The sequence below is a fragment of the Anaerosporobacter faecicola genome, from assembly GCF_012070565.1.
Classification (GTDB): domain Bacteria; phylum Bacillota; class Clostridia; order Lachnospirales; family Lachnospiraceae; genus Anaerosporobacter; species Anaerosporobacter faecicola.
This window is the reverse complement of record NZ_JAAQRO010000005.1, coordinates 37,806-53,971: the sequence shown is the minus strand read 5'-3', so window position 1 is coordinate 53,971 and position 16,166 is coordinate 37,806. Positions and strand designations below refer to the sequence as shown.

Here is a 16,166-nt window from a genome sequence, read left to right as displayed (position 1 = left end):
TCGTATTTTGTTTGTTGTGGTGACTACATTATACTTCAAAAAGGGAGGTCATTGCTCTTTTTATTGCAAACTCCCATAAAATCGAGGTTTATACAATAAAAAAGGTAGTAAAATTTGACACTACCTGAGCAAGAATGGAGGAAAGAGTATGAAACGTAATGCAACAGGTTATATCTGGGGATTAATTATTATTGCTTTAGGAGTATTAATAGGAGCAAAAGCATTTGGAGCCGATTTTGATATTTTCTTTGATGGTTGGTGGACATTATTTATCATTGTTCCATGTGCCGTAGGATTATTTGAACATGGGGATCGAACAGGAAGTTTAATTGGTCTTGGAATTGGTGTTATGTTATTATTAGCAGCACAGGATTTTATTCCATGGAATATGTTTGGTAAATTAATTGTAGCATTTATCTTTGTTATTATTGGTATTCGTTTAATCTTTGATGGTGGCCATAAAAACAAAACCATTGAATTCCATCAAGGAAATACGACATCAGATAACACATATACGTACACGTACAATGAATCAAATTCTAACAATGGTTCAAACGTAAATAACAACGATTATTCAACAAATAATACTTACAGTAATACAACAGATAACAACAATAACAATACAAACGCAAATTTTAATCAAGGCAGTAATGGTGAAGCATTTAAGACAAATTATAATACAAATGTGAGTGCAATCTTCTCTGGAAAAAGTTTGGATTTCAGTAACCAATATTTTGGTGGAGTTGCTGTTACTGCCATCTTTGGTGGAATAGACGTTAATCTTCGTAATGCAATCATTGATAAAGATGTAATTATTGATGTGACAGCTGTATTTGGTGGAATTGATATCTATGTACCTACTAATGTAAGAGTGGTAACAAACTGTACACCAATACTTGGTGGTGTGGATAACAAAACTTGTTCTGCTGCTATGACAGATGGAATGAATATGCCAACCGTTTATGTAAATGGTGCTTGTATTTTTGGTGGAGTTGATATAAAATAGTCTCGCAACGGAATAGACAAGAGATGCAAAAAATCTCAACTTTATAGACGGGAGTAATTATGTATCAAGAGAATGTGACTTTGTGTGCATCGAGTGCATACGAGCAGAAATATTATTTAAATGATGATTTTAAAGCATTACCAGATTCAATCAAAGAAGAATTGCAGATCATGTGCGTTCTCTATACAGAAGATGTAGGAGGAATCCTTACATTACAATATGAAGAAGATGGAACCTTAATCTTTCATGTAGAAGCTGACGAAGGCGATCTACTGTTTGATGAAGTAGGAAGTGTATTAAAGATTAAGGAACTTCAAAGAACAAAAGCGGATTTGTTAGAAGCGCTTGAGTTATATTATAAAGTATTCTTCTTAAATGAGGATGCTTCAGAACTTTTAGGGGATTAACACACAGATATCTAGACGAATTACTTACTAAATTTATGAATTTAGTGTGGTTCGTCTAATTTACGCATGCAACGAGCCAAAGTCCAAGTTTGCTTGAGACCTTGGCGACTGCCGCGATCACTTGATAAACTCGCAAAGCGTGTTTATCATAGTTCTAATTGTGTCAGTACTCTAGGTTGGGTATAAGTATGTGATAGAAAGGATGAAAGTCATGATTAGACATATCGTTATGTTTGAATTTGCAAAAGAAGCAGAGGGAAGAACAGCAATAGAAAATGCGGTGATTGCTAAAAACCAATTGTTAGAATTAACAGAAAAATTAGATTTTATTCGACGTATGGAAGTTGGAATTAATGATTCGGATGCAGATGAGACAAATTATACATTATGTCTTACATGTGATTTTGATTCTTTAGAGGATTTAAATCGTTATGCGGTAAACCCAGAACATTTAAAAGTTGGAGCATTTATTAGTCGTGTTCGACTAAGTCGTGCTTGTGTGGATTACGAGTTGTAGGAAGGATACAGATATGTTACTGGCAGTAGATGTTGGAAATACGAATATAACACTTGGAATATTTGACGGAGAAACGTTATTGGGAACGTTTCGTATGATGACAAAGATCGCCCGTACATCAGATGAATACGGAATCTTTTTACGTCAGTTGTTATTGGCACGAGGAATTGAGCCGGAATGTGTAGAGGATGTAATTATATCTTCCGTAGTACCGAATATGATGCACTCCTTTAAGAATGGTATCATAAAATATCTGAATACGAATCCCATCATTGTTGGTGCAGGGACGAAGACAGGAATCAAGATTGCAACAGCGAATCCAAGAGAAGTTGGTGCGGACCGAATCGTTGATCTAGTTGCAGCCGATGAAACCTACGGTGGACCAGTGATCGTCATTGATTTCGGTACAGCAACCACATATGATTTGGTGTTAGAAGATGGCTCTTTTGTAGCAGGTATAACAAGTCCGGGAATCCGAATATGTGCCAATGCCTTATGGTCAGATACGGCAGCTCTACCAGAAGTAGAAATTAAAAAGCCAAATTCAATTTTAGCAAAGGATACAATTTCGAGTATGCAGGCTGGACTTGTATATGGATATATTGGACAGACAGAGTACATTATTAGGAAAATCAAAGAAGAGACGGGACGCGATGACATTAAAGTAGTTGCTACCGGTGGATTGGGTAAGATTATTGCAGATGCAACGGAAGAGATTCAATTCTATGATCCTGCATTAACAATGAATGGTCTGCGCATCATATATGAGAAATGTAAGACAAGTAAGAAGAAATAGATTGATTTATTAGAAAGGCACAAAACGTGTTATGAGCTTACAGATAGGAAATGTAAAAGTAGCTGGTAATTTAATATTAGGTCCAATGGCAGGAGTAACTGACCTGCCTTTTCGTTTGCTATGCAAAGAACAAGGTGCAGATTTGATCTATACAGAGATGGTCAGTGCCAAGGGAATTCTATATAATAATAAGAATACGGAAATTTTGTTGGAAGTGGAAGAAAAAGAACGCCCTGTTGCGTTGCAATTGTTTGGAGCAGATCCAGATATTCTAAGTGAGATGGCAAAAAAAATCGAACATCGTAATTTTGATATTCTTGATATCAATATGGGGTGTCCTGTTCCGAAAGTTGTAAACAATGGAGAAGGTTCTGCATTGCTAAAAAATCCAAAGTTGGTAGGAGAGATTGTCTACAAAGTATCCCATGCGATTCAAAAGCCACTTACGGTGAAGATCCGAAAGGGATTTGATGATACCAATTTGAATGCAGTGGAGATTGCAAAGATTGCAGAACAAAATGGTGCAGCAGCAGTAGCGGTTCATGGACGTACAAGAGCACAATATTATAGTGGAAAGGCAGATTGGGATTGTATTCGTCAGGTAAAAGAAGCTGTGTCGATTCCGGTAATTGGGAATGGAGATGTTGCCTCCGTAGAGGACGCTGCCAGAATGCTTAAGGAGACAGGATGCGATGGCATCATGATTGCCAGAGGGGTACGTGGAAACCCATGGTTGTTTTCTCAGATTAAGAGTTATATAGAAACGGGAATTATTCCGGAAAAGCCATCCGTTGATGATGTAATACAGATGATTTTACGACATGCAAAGATGCAGATTGCATTCAAAGGAGATTATGTTGGTATTCGCGAAATGCGGAAACATGTAGCTTGGTATACCACTGGGTATCCACAATCTGCGAAATTAAGAAATTTAGTGAATGAAATTGAAAGCATGGAAGATTTAGAGAGATTAATGATGCAGTATAGGGATATGCTAAAATAGACATATGCCTATACTTATAAACAGGAAAAGCCGATAGCAATTGTTATAGATCAATTGCTATCGGCTTTTTAACGGTTAACGGAATAGATGAGTAACAGGCAGGTATGCTGGTACACCATCTTTGTAGGTAACAGGTACTTCACCCTGAATCAATGGGTAGAGATAATCCAATAACTCTTTTGTAATATCGTTACCAGAACTGGTGATCCACTCTTTTGGTATCTGTTTCTCCACATTAGCTACATTGGAAACATCTGTATTGGAGTATGATACCGTATACGGATCATTGCTTGTACGGGTAAGGGTAACCATTTTGGCAGTTTCCCCTTTTGCTGCTAATAAGAATGCTTCTTTGCCAAGTGTGTATGCCTCATCAAGATCTGTTTGGGAGGAAATATGGGAAGCACAACGTTGGAGTACGTTTAATTCAATGGAACGGACTTTACAGCCAATGGTATCACGAATCAGGATTTCAAGATATTTTCCTGTTCCACTAAGCATAACATGTCCAAACTGATCGGTACCAGTGGAGTTTGCAGAGATATATTGTCCATCGAGATCTTTGATTCCCTCTGAAACAGCCACAATCACATGCTTTCTATCTTTCAGTTTATTTCGTACATCTTGAACAAAAGCAGAAGTAGAGAAAGGTGTTTCTGGAAGATAGATGAGGTGTGGTGCATCACTATATTCAGTACGGGCAAGTGCAGATGCAGCGGTTAACCAACCTGCATTTCTTCCCATGATTTCTACGATTGTAACACTTTTGGTATCATATATATACGTATCATGAGCAATTTCGAGCATGGAAGAGGCGATGTATTTGGCAGCTGAGCCAAACCCAGGAGTATGATCGATGCAGCTAAGATCGTTATCAATTGTTTTTGGAATTCCAATGATTTGAATGTCAATATGATGCTGTAGTGCAAATGCGGATAATTTATCTACGGTATCCATGGAGTCATTTCCACCGATATAGAAGAAATATTTGATGTTATATTTTAAGAATTGTTGAAAAATCGTATGATAATCAGAATCGTCATCAAGAGGGTCTGCAAGCTTATAACGGCAAGAACCTAAGAACATGGATGGTGTATGAATTAAGGTCATTAATTTCTTCGAACTATCTTCAAAAGAAGATGTGAGATTGACTAAATCATCTTTTAATACACCTTGTATTCCATTAAGAGAACCATATATTTGATCAACATTAGTTGCTTGTATAGCTTGATGAATGACTCCTGCTAAGCTAGAATTAATTGCTGTAGTAGGACCACCAGATTGAGCAATAAGACAGTTTATCTTCAACGACATAATATTTTAAAACCTCCTGAAAAATTCTGTAAGCAGACATATAATAGCAGAAAGATATTAAGTTTTCAACCGAAACCATTTAATTTAGTTACTAAATTAAAGCAGAAGAGGGGGGTGGGAAATTCAGAGTATTGCAAATTAAAAAAAATTGATGCATAATGATATCATATGAGATAATGTGCGTAGTATCTCCCGTTTTACTACCGGTTAGATTGTAAAACTAGAAGAAAGGGTTGATTTTCTTGGATTCGTCATTACCAAACAGCAATTTCCCTACGATTAGAACTTGCCAAAGATGTCATAAATTATTAAATAATGATTACGGCGGTGTATCTTTATGTCCGGATTGTATTGATAAAGACAAAGAGGATTATCGTAAAGTGAAGGAATACATACAATCCCATGTGAATACATCTGTGTTTGAGGTCTCTCAAGCCACAGGAGTAGGTCTCAAGATCATCATGCAGTTCGTTCGAGAAGATCGTGTGCAGATTATAGATACAAAGAATAAGATAAAGTTAGAAGATAAATAAATAAGTCAGCAATCGTAAATATTCATAAAATGAATATTTATACTATAAAATTCCATATAAACATAAAAGAAACAAAAATTATTGTTGCAAAAAAGGATAGCTACCAGAAATTGGCATATACGTGTATGCCTTCTTCATGGTGGTTATTTTTATATAATGAGGAGTATGAGTTGAAACTTCCATCCTTTTATATAAGAAAATTTCGATATATGATTGTATAATGATAAGGGAAACGATGATAAGGAAAGGGATATACACATGTCTGAGTAGGTTTGTATAAGAGAATAGTATGTGCGCTAAGAGAAATAGCCATTAGAGAATAGACATAAGAGAGGAGAAGATACAGAAGAAAAGTTAGAAAAGAAGTGTGTGAAATTGGTAAGACGGATAACGTTGGTGCAATTTGGGTTAACCAAAACAGGTAAGGTGTAATGTATGAGTAATAGAGAATATATATAGGAAGAGATCAAATCGGTTGGGGCAGATCAAAGAATCTTGGATTGTGTTCCTAAAAATTATTACCAAATAAAGCAGAAAATGAAATGAACAATTCAACAAAGTAACGAAAAAAAGTAGAAACACCAAAAAACGGTTGCATTTTTATGCAAAACAGTGTACGATACTTATTAGTAAAGACAAATGTACGTAACAGAAAGACATACATGTCGTTATGTGACTGAATTGGTCAATATAGAAAGATGGAGGGTTTAAGATGAGTAGTAAATTAAGAGTAGGTATTCTTGGAGCAACAGGAATGGTTGGACAACGTTTTATCACTTTATTAGAGAATCACCCTTGGTTTGAAGTAGTAGCTGTTGCTGCAAGCCCAAGAAGTGCAGGTAAAACATATGAAGAAGCTATTGGTGGACGTTGGAAGATGACAACACCTATGCCTGAAGCTGTTAAGAAAATGATTGTAATGAATGTTAATGATGTAGAAGAAGTTTCTAGTAAAGTTGACTTTGTTTTTAGTGCTGTTGATATGACAAAAGATGAAATCAAAGCAATTGAAGAAGCATATGCAAAAGCAGAAACTCCAGTTGTATCAAACAACAGTGCACATAGATGGACACCTGATGTACCTATGGTAGTACCTGAATTAAATCCAGAACATTTAGAAGTTATTGAGTCACAGAAGAAACGTTTAGGAACAAAGAGAGGTTTTATTGCTGTAAAACCAAACTGTTCAATTCAAAGTTATACACCAGCGTTACANGCATTAAGAGAATTTGGACCAAAGGTTGTAGTAGCAACAACTTACCAAGCAATCTCAGGTGCAGGTAAAACCTTTAAAGAATGGCCGGAAATGGAAGGAAATATCATTCCATATATCGGTGGAGAAGAAGAAAAGAGTGAACAAGAACCACTTCGTATCTGGGGTAAAGTTGTTGATGGTAAGATTGTAAAAGCAGATAGTCCAATCATTACAACACAATGTATTCGTGTACCAGTATTAAATGGACATACAGCAGCTGTATTTGTTAGTTTTGAAAAGAAACCTACAAAAGAACAGATGATCGAAGCATGGAGAAACTTCAAAGGTTTACCTCAAGAGTTAAATCTTCCAAGTGCTCCAAAACAATTCATTCAATACTTAGAAGAGGATAATCGACCTCAAGTAAGTTTGGATGTAGATTATGAAAACGGTATGGGCGTTTCAATCGGACGTTTAAGAGAAGATACCGTATATGATTACAAATTCGTAGGCTTATCTCATAATACAATTCGTGGTGCAGCAGGCGGCGGTGTATTAAGCGCAGAATTATTAAAAGCGAAGGGATATATTACAGCAAAATAAATGAAAAATTAAAATAAAAAGGAGTGTTGTTTTGCAACACTCCTTTTTATTTACGCGAGCAACGAGCCAAAGTCCAAGTTTTCTTAAGACCTTGGAGATTGCCGCGATCACTTGATAAACTCGCAAAGCGTGTTTATCATAGTTCTAATTGTGTCAGTACTCTAGGTTGGGTATAAGTATGTGATAGAAAGGATGAAAGTCATGATTAGACATATCGTTATGTTTGAATTTGCAAAAGAAGCAGAGGGAAGAACAGCAATAGAAAATGCGGTGATTGCTAAAAACCAATTGTTAGAATTAACAGAAAAATTAGATTTTATTCGACGTATGGAAGTTGGAATTAATGATTCGGATGCAGATGAGACAAATTATACATTATGTCTTACATGTGATTTTGATTCTTTAGAGGATTTAAATCGTTATGCGGTAAACCCAGAACATTTAAAAGTTGGAGCATTTATTAGTCGTGTTCGACTAAGTCGTGCTTGTGTGGATTACGAGTTGTAGGAAGGATACAGATATGTTACTGGCAGTAGATGTTGGAAATACGAATATAACACTTGGAATATTTGACGGAGAAACGTTATTGGGAACGTTTCGTATGATGACAAAGATCGCCCGTACATCAGATGAATACGGAATCTTTTTACGTCAGTTGTTATTGGCACGAGGAATTGAGCCGGAATGTGTAGAGGATGTAATTATATCTTCCGTAGTACCGAATATGATGCACTCCTTTAAGAATGGTATCATAAAATATCTGAATACGAATCCCATCATTGTTGGTGCAGGGACGAAGACAGGAATCAAGATTGCAACAGCGAATCCAAGAGAAGTTGGTGCGGACCGAATCGTTGATCTAGTTGCAGCCTATGAAACCTACGGTGGACCAGTGATCGTCATTGATTTCGGTACAGCAACCACATATGATTTGGTGTTAGAAGATGGCTCTTTTGTAGCAGGTATAACAAGTCCGGGAATCCGAATATGTGCCAATGCCTTATGGTCAGATACGGCAGCTCTACCAGAAGTAGAAATTAAAAAGCCAAATTCAATTTTAGCAAAGGATACAATTTCGAGTATGCAGGCTGGACTTGTATATGGATATATTGGACAGACAGAGTACATTATTAGGAAAATCAAAGAAGAGACGGGACGCGATGACATTAAAGTAGTTGCTACCGGTGGATTGGGTAAGATTATTGCAGATGCAACGGAAGAGATTCAATTCTATGATCCTGCATTAACAATGAATGGTCTGCGCATCATATATGAGAAATGTAAGACAAGTAAGAAGAAATAGATTGATTTATTAGAAAGGCACAAAACGTGTTATGAGCTTACAGATAGGAAATGTAAAAGTAGCTGGTAATTTAATATTAGGTCCAATGGCAGGAGTAACTGACCTGCCTTTTCGTTTGCTATGCAAAGAACAAGGTGCAGATTTGATCTATACAGAGATGGTCAGTGCCAAGGGAATTCTATATAATAATAAGAATACGGAAATTTTGTTGGAAGTGGAAGAAAAAGAACGCCCTGTTGCGTTGCAATTGTTTGGAGCAGATCCAGATATTCTAAGTGAGATGGCAAAAAAAATCGAACATCGTAATTTTGATATTCTTGATATCAATATGGGGTGTCCTGTTCCGAAAGTTGTAAACAATGGAGAAGGTTCTGCATTGCTAAAAAATCCAAAGTTGGTAGGAGAGATTGTCTACAAAGTATCCCATGCGATTCAAAAGCCACTTACGGTGAAGATCCGAAAGGGATTTGATGATACCAATTTGAATGCAGTGGAGATTGCAAAGATTGCAGAACAAAATGGTGCAGCAGCAGTAGCGGTTCATGGACGTACAAGAGCACAATATTATAGTGGAAAGGCAGATTGGGATTGTATTCGTCAGGTAAAAGAAGCTGTGTCGATTCCGGTAATTGGGAATGGAGATGTTGCCTCCGTAGAGGACGCTGCCAGAATGCTTAAGGAGACAGGATGCGATGGCATCATGATTGCCAGAGGGGTACGTGGAAACCCATGGTTGTTTTCTCAGATTAAGAGTTATATAGAAACGGGAATTATTCCGGAAAAGCCATCCGTTGATGATGTAATACAGATGATTTTACGACATGCAAAGATGCAGATTGCATTCAAAGGAGATTATGTTGGTATTCGCGAAATGCGGAAACATGTAGCTTGGTATACCACTGGGTATCCACAATCTGCGAAATTAAGAAATTTAGTGAATGAAATTGAAAGCATGGAAGATTTAGAGAGATTAATGATGCAGTATAGGGATATGCTAAAATAGACATATGCCTATACTTATAAACAGGAAAAGCCGATAGCAATTGTTATAGATCAATTGCTATCGGCTTTTTAACGGTTAACGGAATAGATGAGTAACAGGCAGGTATGCTGGTACACCATCTTTGTAGGTAACAGGTACTTCACCCTGAATCAATGGGTAGAGATAATCCAATAACTCTTTTGTAATATCGTTACCAGAACTGGTGATCCACTCTTTTGGTATCTGTTTCTCCACATTAGCTACATTGGAAACATCTGTATTGGAGTATGATACCGTATACGGATCATTGCTTGTACGGGTAAGGGTAACCATTTTGGCAGTTTCCCCTTTTGCTGCTAATAAGAATGCTTCTTTGCCAAGTGTGTATGCCTCATCAAGATCTGTTTGGGAGGAAATATGGGAAGCACAACGTTGGAGTACGTTTAATTCAATGGAACGGACTTTACAGCCAATGGTATCACGAATCAGGATTTCAAGATATTTTCCTGTTCCACTAAGCATAACATGTCCAAACTGATCGGTACCAGTGGAGTTTGCAGAGATATATTGTCCATCGAGATCTTTGATTCCCTCTGAAACAGCCACAATCACATGCTTTCTATCTTTCAGTTTATTTCGTACATCTTGAACAAAAGCAGAAGTAGAGAAAGGTGTTTCTGGAAGATAGATGAGGTGTGGTGCATCACTATATTCAGTACGGGCAAGTGCAGATGCAGCGGTTAACCAACCTGCATTTCTTCCCATGATTTCTACGATTGTAACACTTTTGGTATCATATATATACGTATCATGAGCAATTTCGAGCATGGAAGAGGCGATGTATTTGGCAGCTGAGCCAAACCCAGGAGTATGATCGATGCAGCTAAGATCGTTATCAATTGTTTTTGGAATTCCAATGATTTGAATGTCAATATGATGCTGTAGTGCAAATGCGGATAATTTATCTACGGTATCCATGGAGTCATTTCCACCGATATAGAAGAAATATTTGATGTTATATTTTAAGAATTGTTGAAAAATCGTATGATAATCAGAATCGTCATCAAGAGGGTCTGCAAGCTTATAACGGCAAGAACCTAAGAACATGGATGGTGTATGAATTAAGGTCATTAATTTCTTCGAACTATCTTCAAAAGAAGATGTGAGATTGACTAAATCATCTTTTAATACACCTTGTATTCCATTAAGAGAACCATATATTTGATCAACATTAGTTGCTTGTATAGCTTGATGAATGACTCCTGCTAAGCTAGAATTAATTGCTGTAGTAGGACCACCAGATTGAGCAATAAGACAGTTTATCTTCAACGACATAATATTTTAAAACCTCCTGAAAAATTCTGTAAGCAGACATATAATAGCAGAAAGATATTAAGTTTTCAACCGAAACCATTTAATTTAGTTACTAAATTAAAGCAGAAGAGGGGGGTGGGAAATTCAGAGTATTGCAAATTAAAAAAAATTGATGCATAATGATATCATATGAGATAATGTGCGTAGTATCTCCCGTTTTACTACCGGTTAGATTGTAAAACTAGAAGAAAGGGTTGATTTTCTTGGATTCGTCATTACCAAACAGCAATTTCCCTACGATTAGAACTTGCCAAAGATGTCATAAATTATTAAATAATGATTACGGCGGTGTATCTTTATGTCCGGATTGTATTGATAAAGACAAAGAGGATTATCGTAAAGTGAAGGAATACATACAATCCCATGTGAATACATCTGTGTTTGAGGTCTCTCAAGCCACAGGAGTAGGTCTCAAGATCATCATGCAGTTCGTTCGAGAAGATCGTGTGCAGATTATAGATACAAAGAATAAGATAAAGTTAGAAGATAAATAAATAAGTCAGCAATCGTAAATATTCATAAAATGAATATTTATACTATAAAATTCCATATAAACATAAAAGAAACAAAAATTATTGTTGCAAAAAAGGATAGCTACCAGAAATTGGCATATACGTGTATGCCTTCTTCATGGTGGTTATTTTTATATAATGAGGAGTATGAGTTGAAACTTCCATCCTTTTATATAAGAAAATTTCGATATATGATTGTATAATGATAAGGGAAACGATGATAAGGAAAGGGATATACACATGTCTGAGTAGGTTTGTATAAGAGAATAGTATGTGCGCTAAGAGAAATAGCCATTAGAGAATAGACATAAGAGAGGAGAAGATACAGAAGAAAAGTTAGAAAAGAAGTGTGTGAAATTGGTAAGACGGATAACGTTGGTGCAATTTGGGTTAACCAAAACAGGTAAGGTGTAATGTATGAGTAATAGAGAATATATATAGGAAGAGATCAAATCGGTTGGGGCAGATCAAAGAATCTTGGATTGTGTTCCTAAAAATTATTACCAAATAAAGCAGAAAATGAAATGAACAATTCAACAAAGTAACGAAAAAAAGTAGAAACACCAAAAAACGGTTGCATTTTTATGCAAAACAGTGTACGATACTTATTAGTAAAGACAAATGTACGTAACAGAAAGACATACATGTCGTTATGTGACTGAATTGGTCAATATAGAAAGATGGAGGGTTTAAGATGAGTAGTAAATTAAGAGTAGGTATTCTTGGAGCAACAGGAATGGTTGGACAACGTTTTATCACTTTATTAGAGAATCACCCTTGGTTTGAAGTAGTAGCTGTTGCTGCAAGCCCAAGAAGTGCAGGTAAAACATATGAAGAAGCTATTGGTGGACGTTGGAAGATGACAACACCTATGCCTGAAGCTGTTAAGAAAATGATTGTAATGAATGTTAATGATGTAGAAGAAGTTTCTAGTAAAGTTGACTTTGTTTTTAGTGCTGTTGATATGACAAAAGATGAAATCAAAGCAATTGAAGAAGCATATGCAAAAGCAGAAACTCCAGTTGTATCAAACAACAGTGCACATAGATGGACACCTGATGTACCTATGGTAGTACCTGAATTAAATCCAGAACATTTAGAAGTTATTGAGTCACAGAAGAAACGTTTAGGAACAAAGAGAGGTTTTATTGCTGTAAAACCAAACTGTTCAATTCAAAGTTATACACCAGCGTTACATGCATTAAGAGAATTTGGACCAAAGGTTGTAGTAGCAACAACTTACCAAGCAATCTCAGGTGCAGGTAAAACCTTTAAAGAATGGCCGGAAATGGAAGGAAATATCATTCCATATATCGGTGGAGAAGAAGAAAAGAGTGAACAAGAACCACTTCGTATCTGGGGTAAAGTTGTTGATGGTAAGATTGTAAAAGCAGATAGTCCAATCATTACAACACAATGTATTCGTGTACCAGTATTAAATGGACATACAGCAGCTGTATTTGTTAGTTTTGAAAAGAAACCTACAAAAGAACAGATGATCGAAGCATGGAGAAACTTCAAAGGTTTACCTCAAGAGTTAAATCTTCCAAGTGCTCCAAAACAATTCATTCAATACTTAGAAGAGGATAATCGACCTCAAGTAAGTTTGGATGTAGATTATGAAAACGGTATGGGCGTTTCAATCGGACGTTTAAGAGAAGATACCGTATATGATTACAAATTCGTAGGCTTATCTCATAATACAATTCGTGGTGCAGCAGGCGGCGGTGTATTAAGCGCAGAATTATTAAAAGCGAAGGGATATATTACAGCAAAATAAATGAAAAATTAAAATAAAAAGGAGTGTTGTTTTGCAACACTCCTTTTTATTTACGCGAGCAACGAGCCAAAGTCCAAGTTTTCTTAAGACCTTGGAGATTGCCGCGAGAACTTGATAAACTCGCAAAGCGTGTTTATCATAGTCTAATCAAGATTCAATAAGTACGAGATAAGTTCTAACACATGCTCTTTATTTGGCGTATTACATACGACTCCTAAAATAGGTTTTGTTATTGTTGAACCACTGTTTTTATAAACGGAACTATCGGTCAAGTAGATTCCATATGGGCATTCGCCAGCGGAAAGTTCTCCTTTTGGTAAGTTATTCTCTGAAATCGTACCCATACAGAATGATTCTGTTAATTTGGAGAATTGATCTGCAGGTAATAGATCAGAAAGATTATAAAAATATCCATTAGCTGCCAACTGTTTAAAGTTTGTCTCATCAGCAATAATTACATCTATTTGTTTGGCGGCGATATAAGTGGATAGTTTCTGAATGGAACTGACAGAGTTTTCAGAAACGTCATTTTCCGCAATGTAATAGCTGTAGTCAAAATTAATCACTTCTTTATCTGGATCAACATCAAAATGTGTATCTAGATCCTTTAAGAATTCTTTTACCTTTGTTTGATCAAAGTAATCATTAACAACGGCAATGTTTAATAGTTCATCTGGTTTTGGTGATAAAGTTTCGAATAGTAAGTAGCTAACAAATACCAATGCAATGACGCCAAAGATTACTTTCTTCAAGTAGTACATGTTAAAGTACTGAACTTTTTCTTTAAACGTCATATCCTGCATCTTTTGACGTTCCGTTTGTTTCTCACGTTTTTCGTAGATTCCTGCAGAATCATCTAATCTCGTTTCTTTTGCCACGATTAAATCCCCTTTTCCATATGGTGATAATGGAAGAACAACGGATGCTTCTTCCTTACGTAGATAGTAACCTATCTCGTATAACTTTTGCTTTATTAAGTGTAACATAAGTCTATCCAGAAAGAAATAATGAGAATCTAAAATTTGTGTGAATAAATAAATTATAGGGGTTGACAGACGGTAAGAAGAGGTTTATGATAAACCAAAACAAGTGAAGAAACACTTGAAATGAATATGTTAGAAAGACATGGAAGAGAAGAAGTAGAGAATCGTATCTTTTAACAGAAAGTAGCCGGTTGATGAGAGGCGCAAGAAGGTCATCTTGAAATACATCTCGGAGTTTCACACTGAACCATATGATTATGAAGTAGGCTGTGACGGGTTCGACCGTTATATTGATAAGGTATAATCCATGAATCGAATGAAATAGAGGAGATGGCGTACCTGATGAGACCAAAGTAGTAATACAATGGTGAATAAAGGTGGTAACACGTGAGATAGATGCTCCCGTCCTTTGCGTATGAATATGCGTAAAGGACGGGTTTTTTTATGTGCGAGAGAGTGTGGAATACACACTTGGTTATGCAAGGATGGAGCAATATATCTCGTTTGGTATCATTGAATTAACGCTCTTTAGCCAATGTCTTGGAAAGGAAGATTTCTATGACAAACAAAGAATTATGTAACAAGGCAACCAAAGTACGGATATCAAAATCCCCAGAAGAACAATTGCGAATTATTAAAAAAGGTCTTTTGGAAATGATCAATGAAGAAGACTTGCTCAAAAAGTTGAAAAAAAGCTATGAGGAACAAACTCCCCTGGTAGTGAAGTTAGGTCTTGATCCTTCTGCTCCTGATATTCATCTGGGGCATACAGTTGTCCTTCGAAAGATCAAACAAATGCAGGATCTTGGACATCGTGCGGTAATAATTATTGGAGATTTTACAGGACGGATTGGTGATCCAACGGGAAAAACCAAAGGAAGAAAGCAAATGTCAGAAGAAGAAGTGCGGGAGAATGCACGTACCTATACGGAGCAAGTAATGAAGATTCTCGATCCTGAAAAAACAGAGATTCATTTTAATAGTGAATGGTTGAAAAGGCTTAACTTTGAAGAGGTACTTGGGCTAGCTAGTAAAGTAACGGTAGCAAGACTTCTTGAACGAGATGACTTCTCAAACCGATATAAAAAACAACAACCAATTGGTTTACATGAGTTCTTCTATCCGTTAATGCAGGCATATGATTCGGTACAGATTAAGGCAGACATTGAGCTTGGAGGAACGGATCAGACATTTAATATTTTAATGGGAAGGGCATTACAAAAAGATTATGGTCTAGAGAGTCAGGTGGCAATGTTCGTACCAATTCTGGAAGGAACAGATGGGATTCAAAAGATGAGTAAGAGTCTTGGAAACTATATTGGAATTGATGAAGCCCCTGAGATCATGTACCGAAAAGTCATGACCATCCCAGATGAACGAATCATTCGGTACTTTGAATTAGTAACGGATCTTTTACCAGACGAAATCGAACGATTTGCTCTTGAACTTGAGAATCAGGAAGTCAATCCAAGAGACGTAAAGATGAGTCTGGCATGTGAAATCGTAAGTTTGTACCATGGAATAGACAAGGCAGAGAAAGCAGAGAAATATTTTCAAGAGATGTACCAGAAAAAAGAAATACCAGATGATATAAAAGAAATTGTAGTAAAAAAAGGGTGTTGTGAAATAGTAGAACAAGATCAAGTAAAAATCGATCTTCCAGCACTTCTTTGTGAGATTGGATTTGCTAAAAGTAAGAGTGATGCGCGTAGATTGCTTATGCAAAATGCGGTGAAGGTAGATGGAGAAAAAGAAACGAAGCTATTCCTTCCACTACAGAAGAAGGAATGGATTATTGCAGTGGGTAAGAATAAGATCGTAAAGGTAATATGTGCCTCCGATCGTTAGGGTGACGATT

At 36.5% G+C, this 16,166-nt stretch carries 16 protein-coding genes and 1 other annotated feature; of the genes, 13 read left to right on the top strand and 3 right to left on the bottom strand.

Annotated elements, in window-relative coordinates; translation table 11 throughout:
* Nucleotides 1–148: 148 nt before the first annotated feature.
* From HBB17_RS02330 to dusB (HBB17_RS02310), 5 genes are all read left to right on the top strand, one after another.
* Entirely contained in the window at nt 149–1,006 is an 858-nt protein-coding gene (locus HBB17_RS02330; protein ID WP_167955401.1) for a LiaF transmembrane domain-containing protein, read from the top strand.
* A 59-nt stretch (nt 1,007–1,065) separates the two neighbouring features.
* On the top strand, nt 1,066–1,413 hold the full coding sequence (locus tag HBB17_RS02325) for a DUF6145 family protein (protein WP_167955399.1): 348 nt from the start codon (nt 1,066–1,068) through the stop codon (nt 1,411–1,413).
* A 211-nt stretch (nt 1,414–1,624) separates the two neighbouring features.
* Nucleotides 1,625–1,930, top strand: coding sequence for a Dabb family protein (locus tag HBB17_RS02320; RefSeq protein ID WP_167955393.1), 306 nt, complete (start codon nt 1,625–1,627; stop codon nt 1,928–1,930).
* 13 nt (nt 1,931–1,943) lie between these two features.
* Nucleotides 1,944–2,726 (top strand): type III pantothenate kinase, encoded by a 783-nt coding sequence (locus tag HBB17_RS02315; RefSeq protein WP_167955397.1) that lies wholly within the window; start codon nt 1,944–1,946, stop codon nt 2,724–2,726.
* A gap of 31 nt (nt 2,727–2,757) precedes the next feature.
* The gene (dusB, locus tag HBB17_RS02310) at nt 2,758–3,729 is read left to right on the top strand and encodes a tRNA dihydrouridine synthase DusB (protein WP_167955389.1); all 972 of its coding nucleotides are present in this window, start codon (nt 2,758–2,760) and stop codon (nt 3,727–3,729) included.
* A gap of 75 nt (nt 3,730–3,804) precedes the next feature.
* On the opposite strand, the gene HBB17_RS02305 is transcribed toward dusB (HBB17_RS02310), so the two are convergent.
* Nucleotides 3,805–5,043, bottom strand: coding sequence for a 6-phosphofructokinase (locus tag HBB17_RS02305; protein ID WP_167955387.1), 1,239 nt, complete (start codon nt 5,041–5,043; stop codon nt 3,805–3,807).
* Between the two features lie 242 nt (nt 5,044–5,285).
* Between HBB17_RS02305 and HBB17_RS02300 the strand changes: the two genes are divergently transcribed.
* From HBB17_RS02300 to dusB (HBB17_RS02280), 5 genes are all read left to right on the top strand, one after another.
* A complete protein-coding gene (locus HBB17_RS02300; protein WP_167955385.1) occupies nt 5,286–5,576 on the top strand; it encodes a hypothetical protein in 291 nt (96 codons plus the stop codon).
* Between the two features lie 712 nt (nt 5,577–6,288).
* Nucleotides 6,289–7,374, top strand: coding sequence for an aspartate-semialdehyde dehydrogenase (asd, locus tag HBB17_RS02295; RefSeq protein ID WP_167955395.1), 1,086 nt, complete (start codon nt 6,289–6,291; stop codon nt 7,372–7,374).
* A 201-nt stretch (nt 7,375–7,575) separates the two neighbouring features.
* The gene (locus HBB17_RS02290; protein ID WP_167955393.1) at nt 7,576–7,881 is read left to right on the top strand and encodes a Dabb family protein; all 306 of its coding nucleotides are present in this window, start codon (nt 7,576–7,578) and stop codon (nt 7,879–7,881) included.
* A gap of 13 nt (nt 7,882–7,894) precedes the next feature.
* Entirely contained in the window at nt 7,895–8,677 is a 783-nt protein-coding gene (locus HBB17_RS02285; RefSeq protein WP_167955391.1) for a type III pantothenate kinase, read from the top strand.
* A 31-nt stretch (nt 8,678–8,708) separates the two neighbouring features.
* Entirely contained in the window at nt 8,709–9,680 is a 972-nt protein-coding gene (gene dusB / locus HBB17_RS02280) for a tRNA dihydrouridine synthase DusB (RefSeq protein ID WP_167955389.1), read from the top strand.
* Between the two features lie 75 nt (nt 9,681–9,755).
* Here dusB (HBB17_RS02280) and HBB17_RS02275 read toward each other — a convergent pair whose 3' ends face one another.
* Nucleotides 9,756–10,994 (bottom strand): 6-phosphofructokinase, encoded by a 1,239-nt coding sequence (locus tag HBB17_RS02275; RefSeq protein ID WP_167955387.1) that lies wholly within the window; start codon nt 10,992–10,994, stop codon nt 9,756–9,758.
* A gap of 242 nt (nt 10,995–11,236) precedes the next feature.
* Here HBB17_RS02275 and HBB17_RS02270 point away from each other — a divergent pair, with 242 nt between their 5' ends.
* Both HBB17_RS02270 and asd (HBB17_RS02265) read left to right on the top strand, forming a co-directional pair.
* Nucleotides 11,237–11,527, top strand: coding sequence for a hypothetical protein (locus HBB17_RS02270; protein WP_167955385.1), 291 nt, complete (start codon nt 11,237–11,239; stop codon nt 11,525–11,527).
* A 712-nt stretch (nt 11,528–12,239) separates the two neighbouring features.
* Nucleotides 12,240–13,325 carry an aspartate-semialdehyde dehydrogenase gene (gene asd / locus HBB17_RS02265; RefSeq protein WP_167955383.1) on the top strand — a complete coding sequence of 362 codons (1,086 nt, stop codon included), beginning with the start codon at nt 12,240–12,242 and terminating at the stop codon, nt 13,323–13,325.
* Between the two features lie 143 nt (nt 13,326–13,468).
* Here asd (HBB17_RS02265) and HBB17_RS02260 read toward each other — a convergent pair whose 3' ends face one another.
* Nucleotides 13,469–14,311, bottom strand: coding sequence for a hypothetical protein (locus HBB17_RS02260; protein ID WP_167955381.1), 843 nt, complete (start codon nt 14,309–14,311; stop codon nt 13,469–13,471).
* Between the two features lie 131 nt (nt 14,312–14,442).
* Nucleotides 14,443–14,721, top strand: a binding site (T-box leader).
* A gap of 145 nt (nt 14,722–14,866) precedes the next feature.
* Here HBB17_RS02260 and tyrS point away from each other — a divergent pair.
* A complete protein-coding gene (tyrS, locus tag HBB17_RS02255; RefSeq protein WP_167955379.1) occupies nt 14,867–16,156 on the top strand; it encodes a tyrosine--tRNA ligase in 1,290 nt (429 codons plus the stop codon).
* The last annotated feature ends 10 nt before the right edge of the window (nt 16,157–16,166 follow it).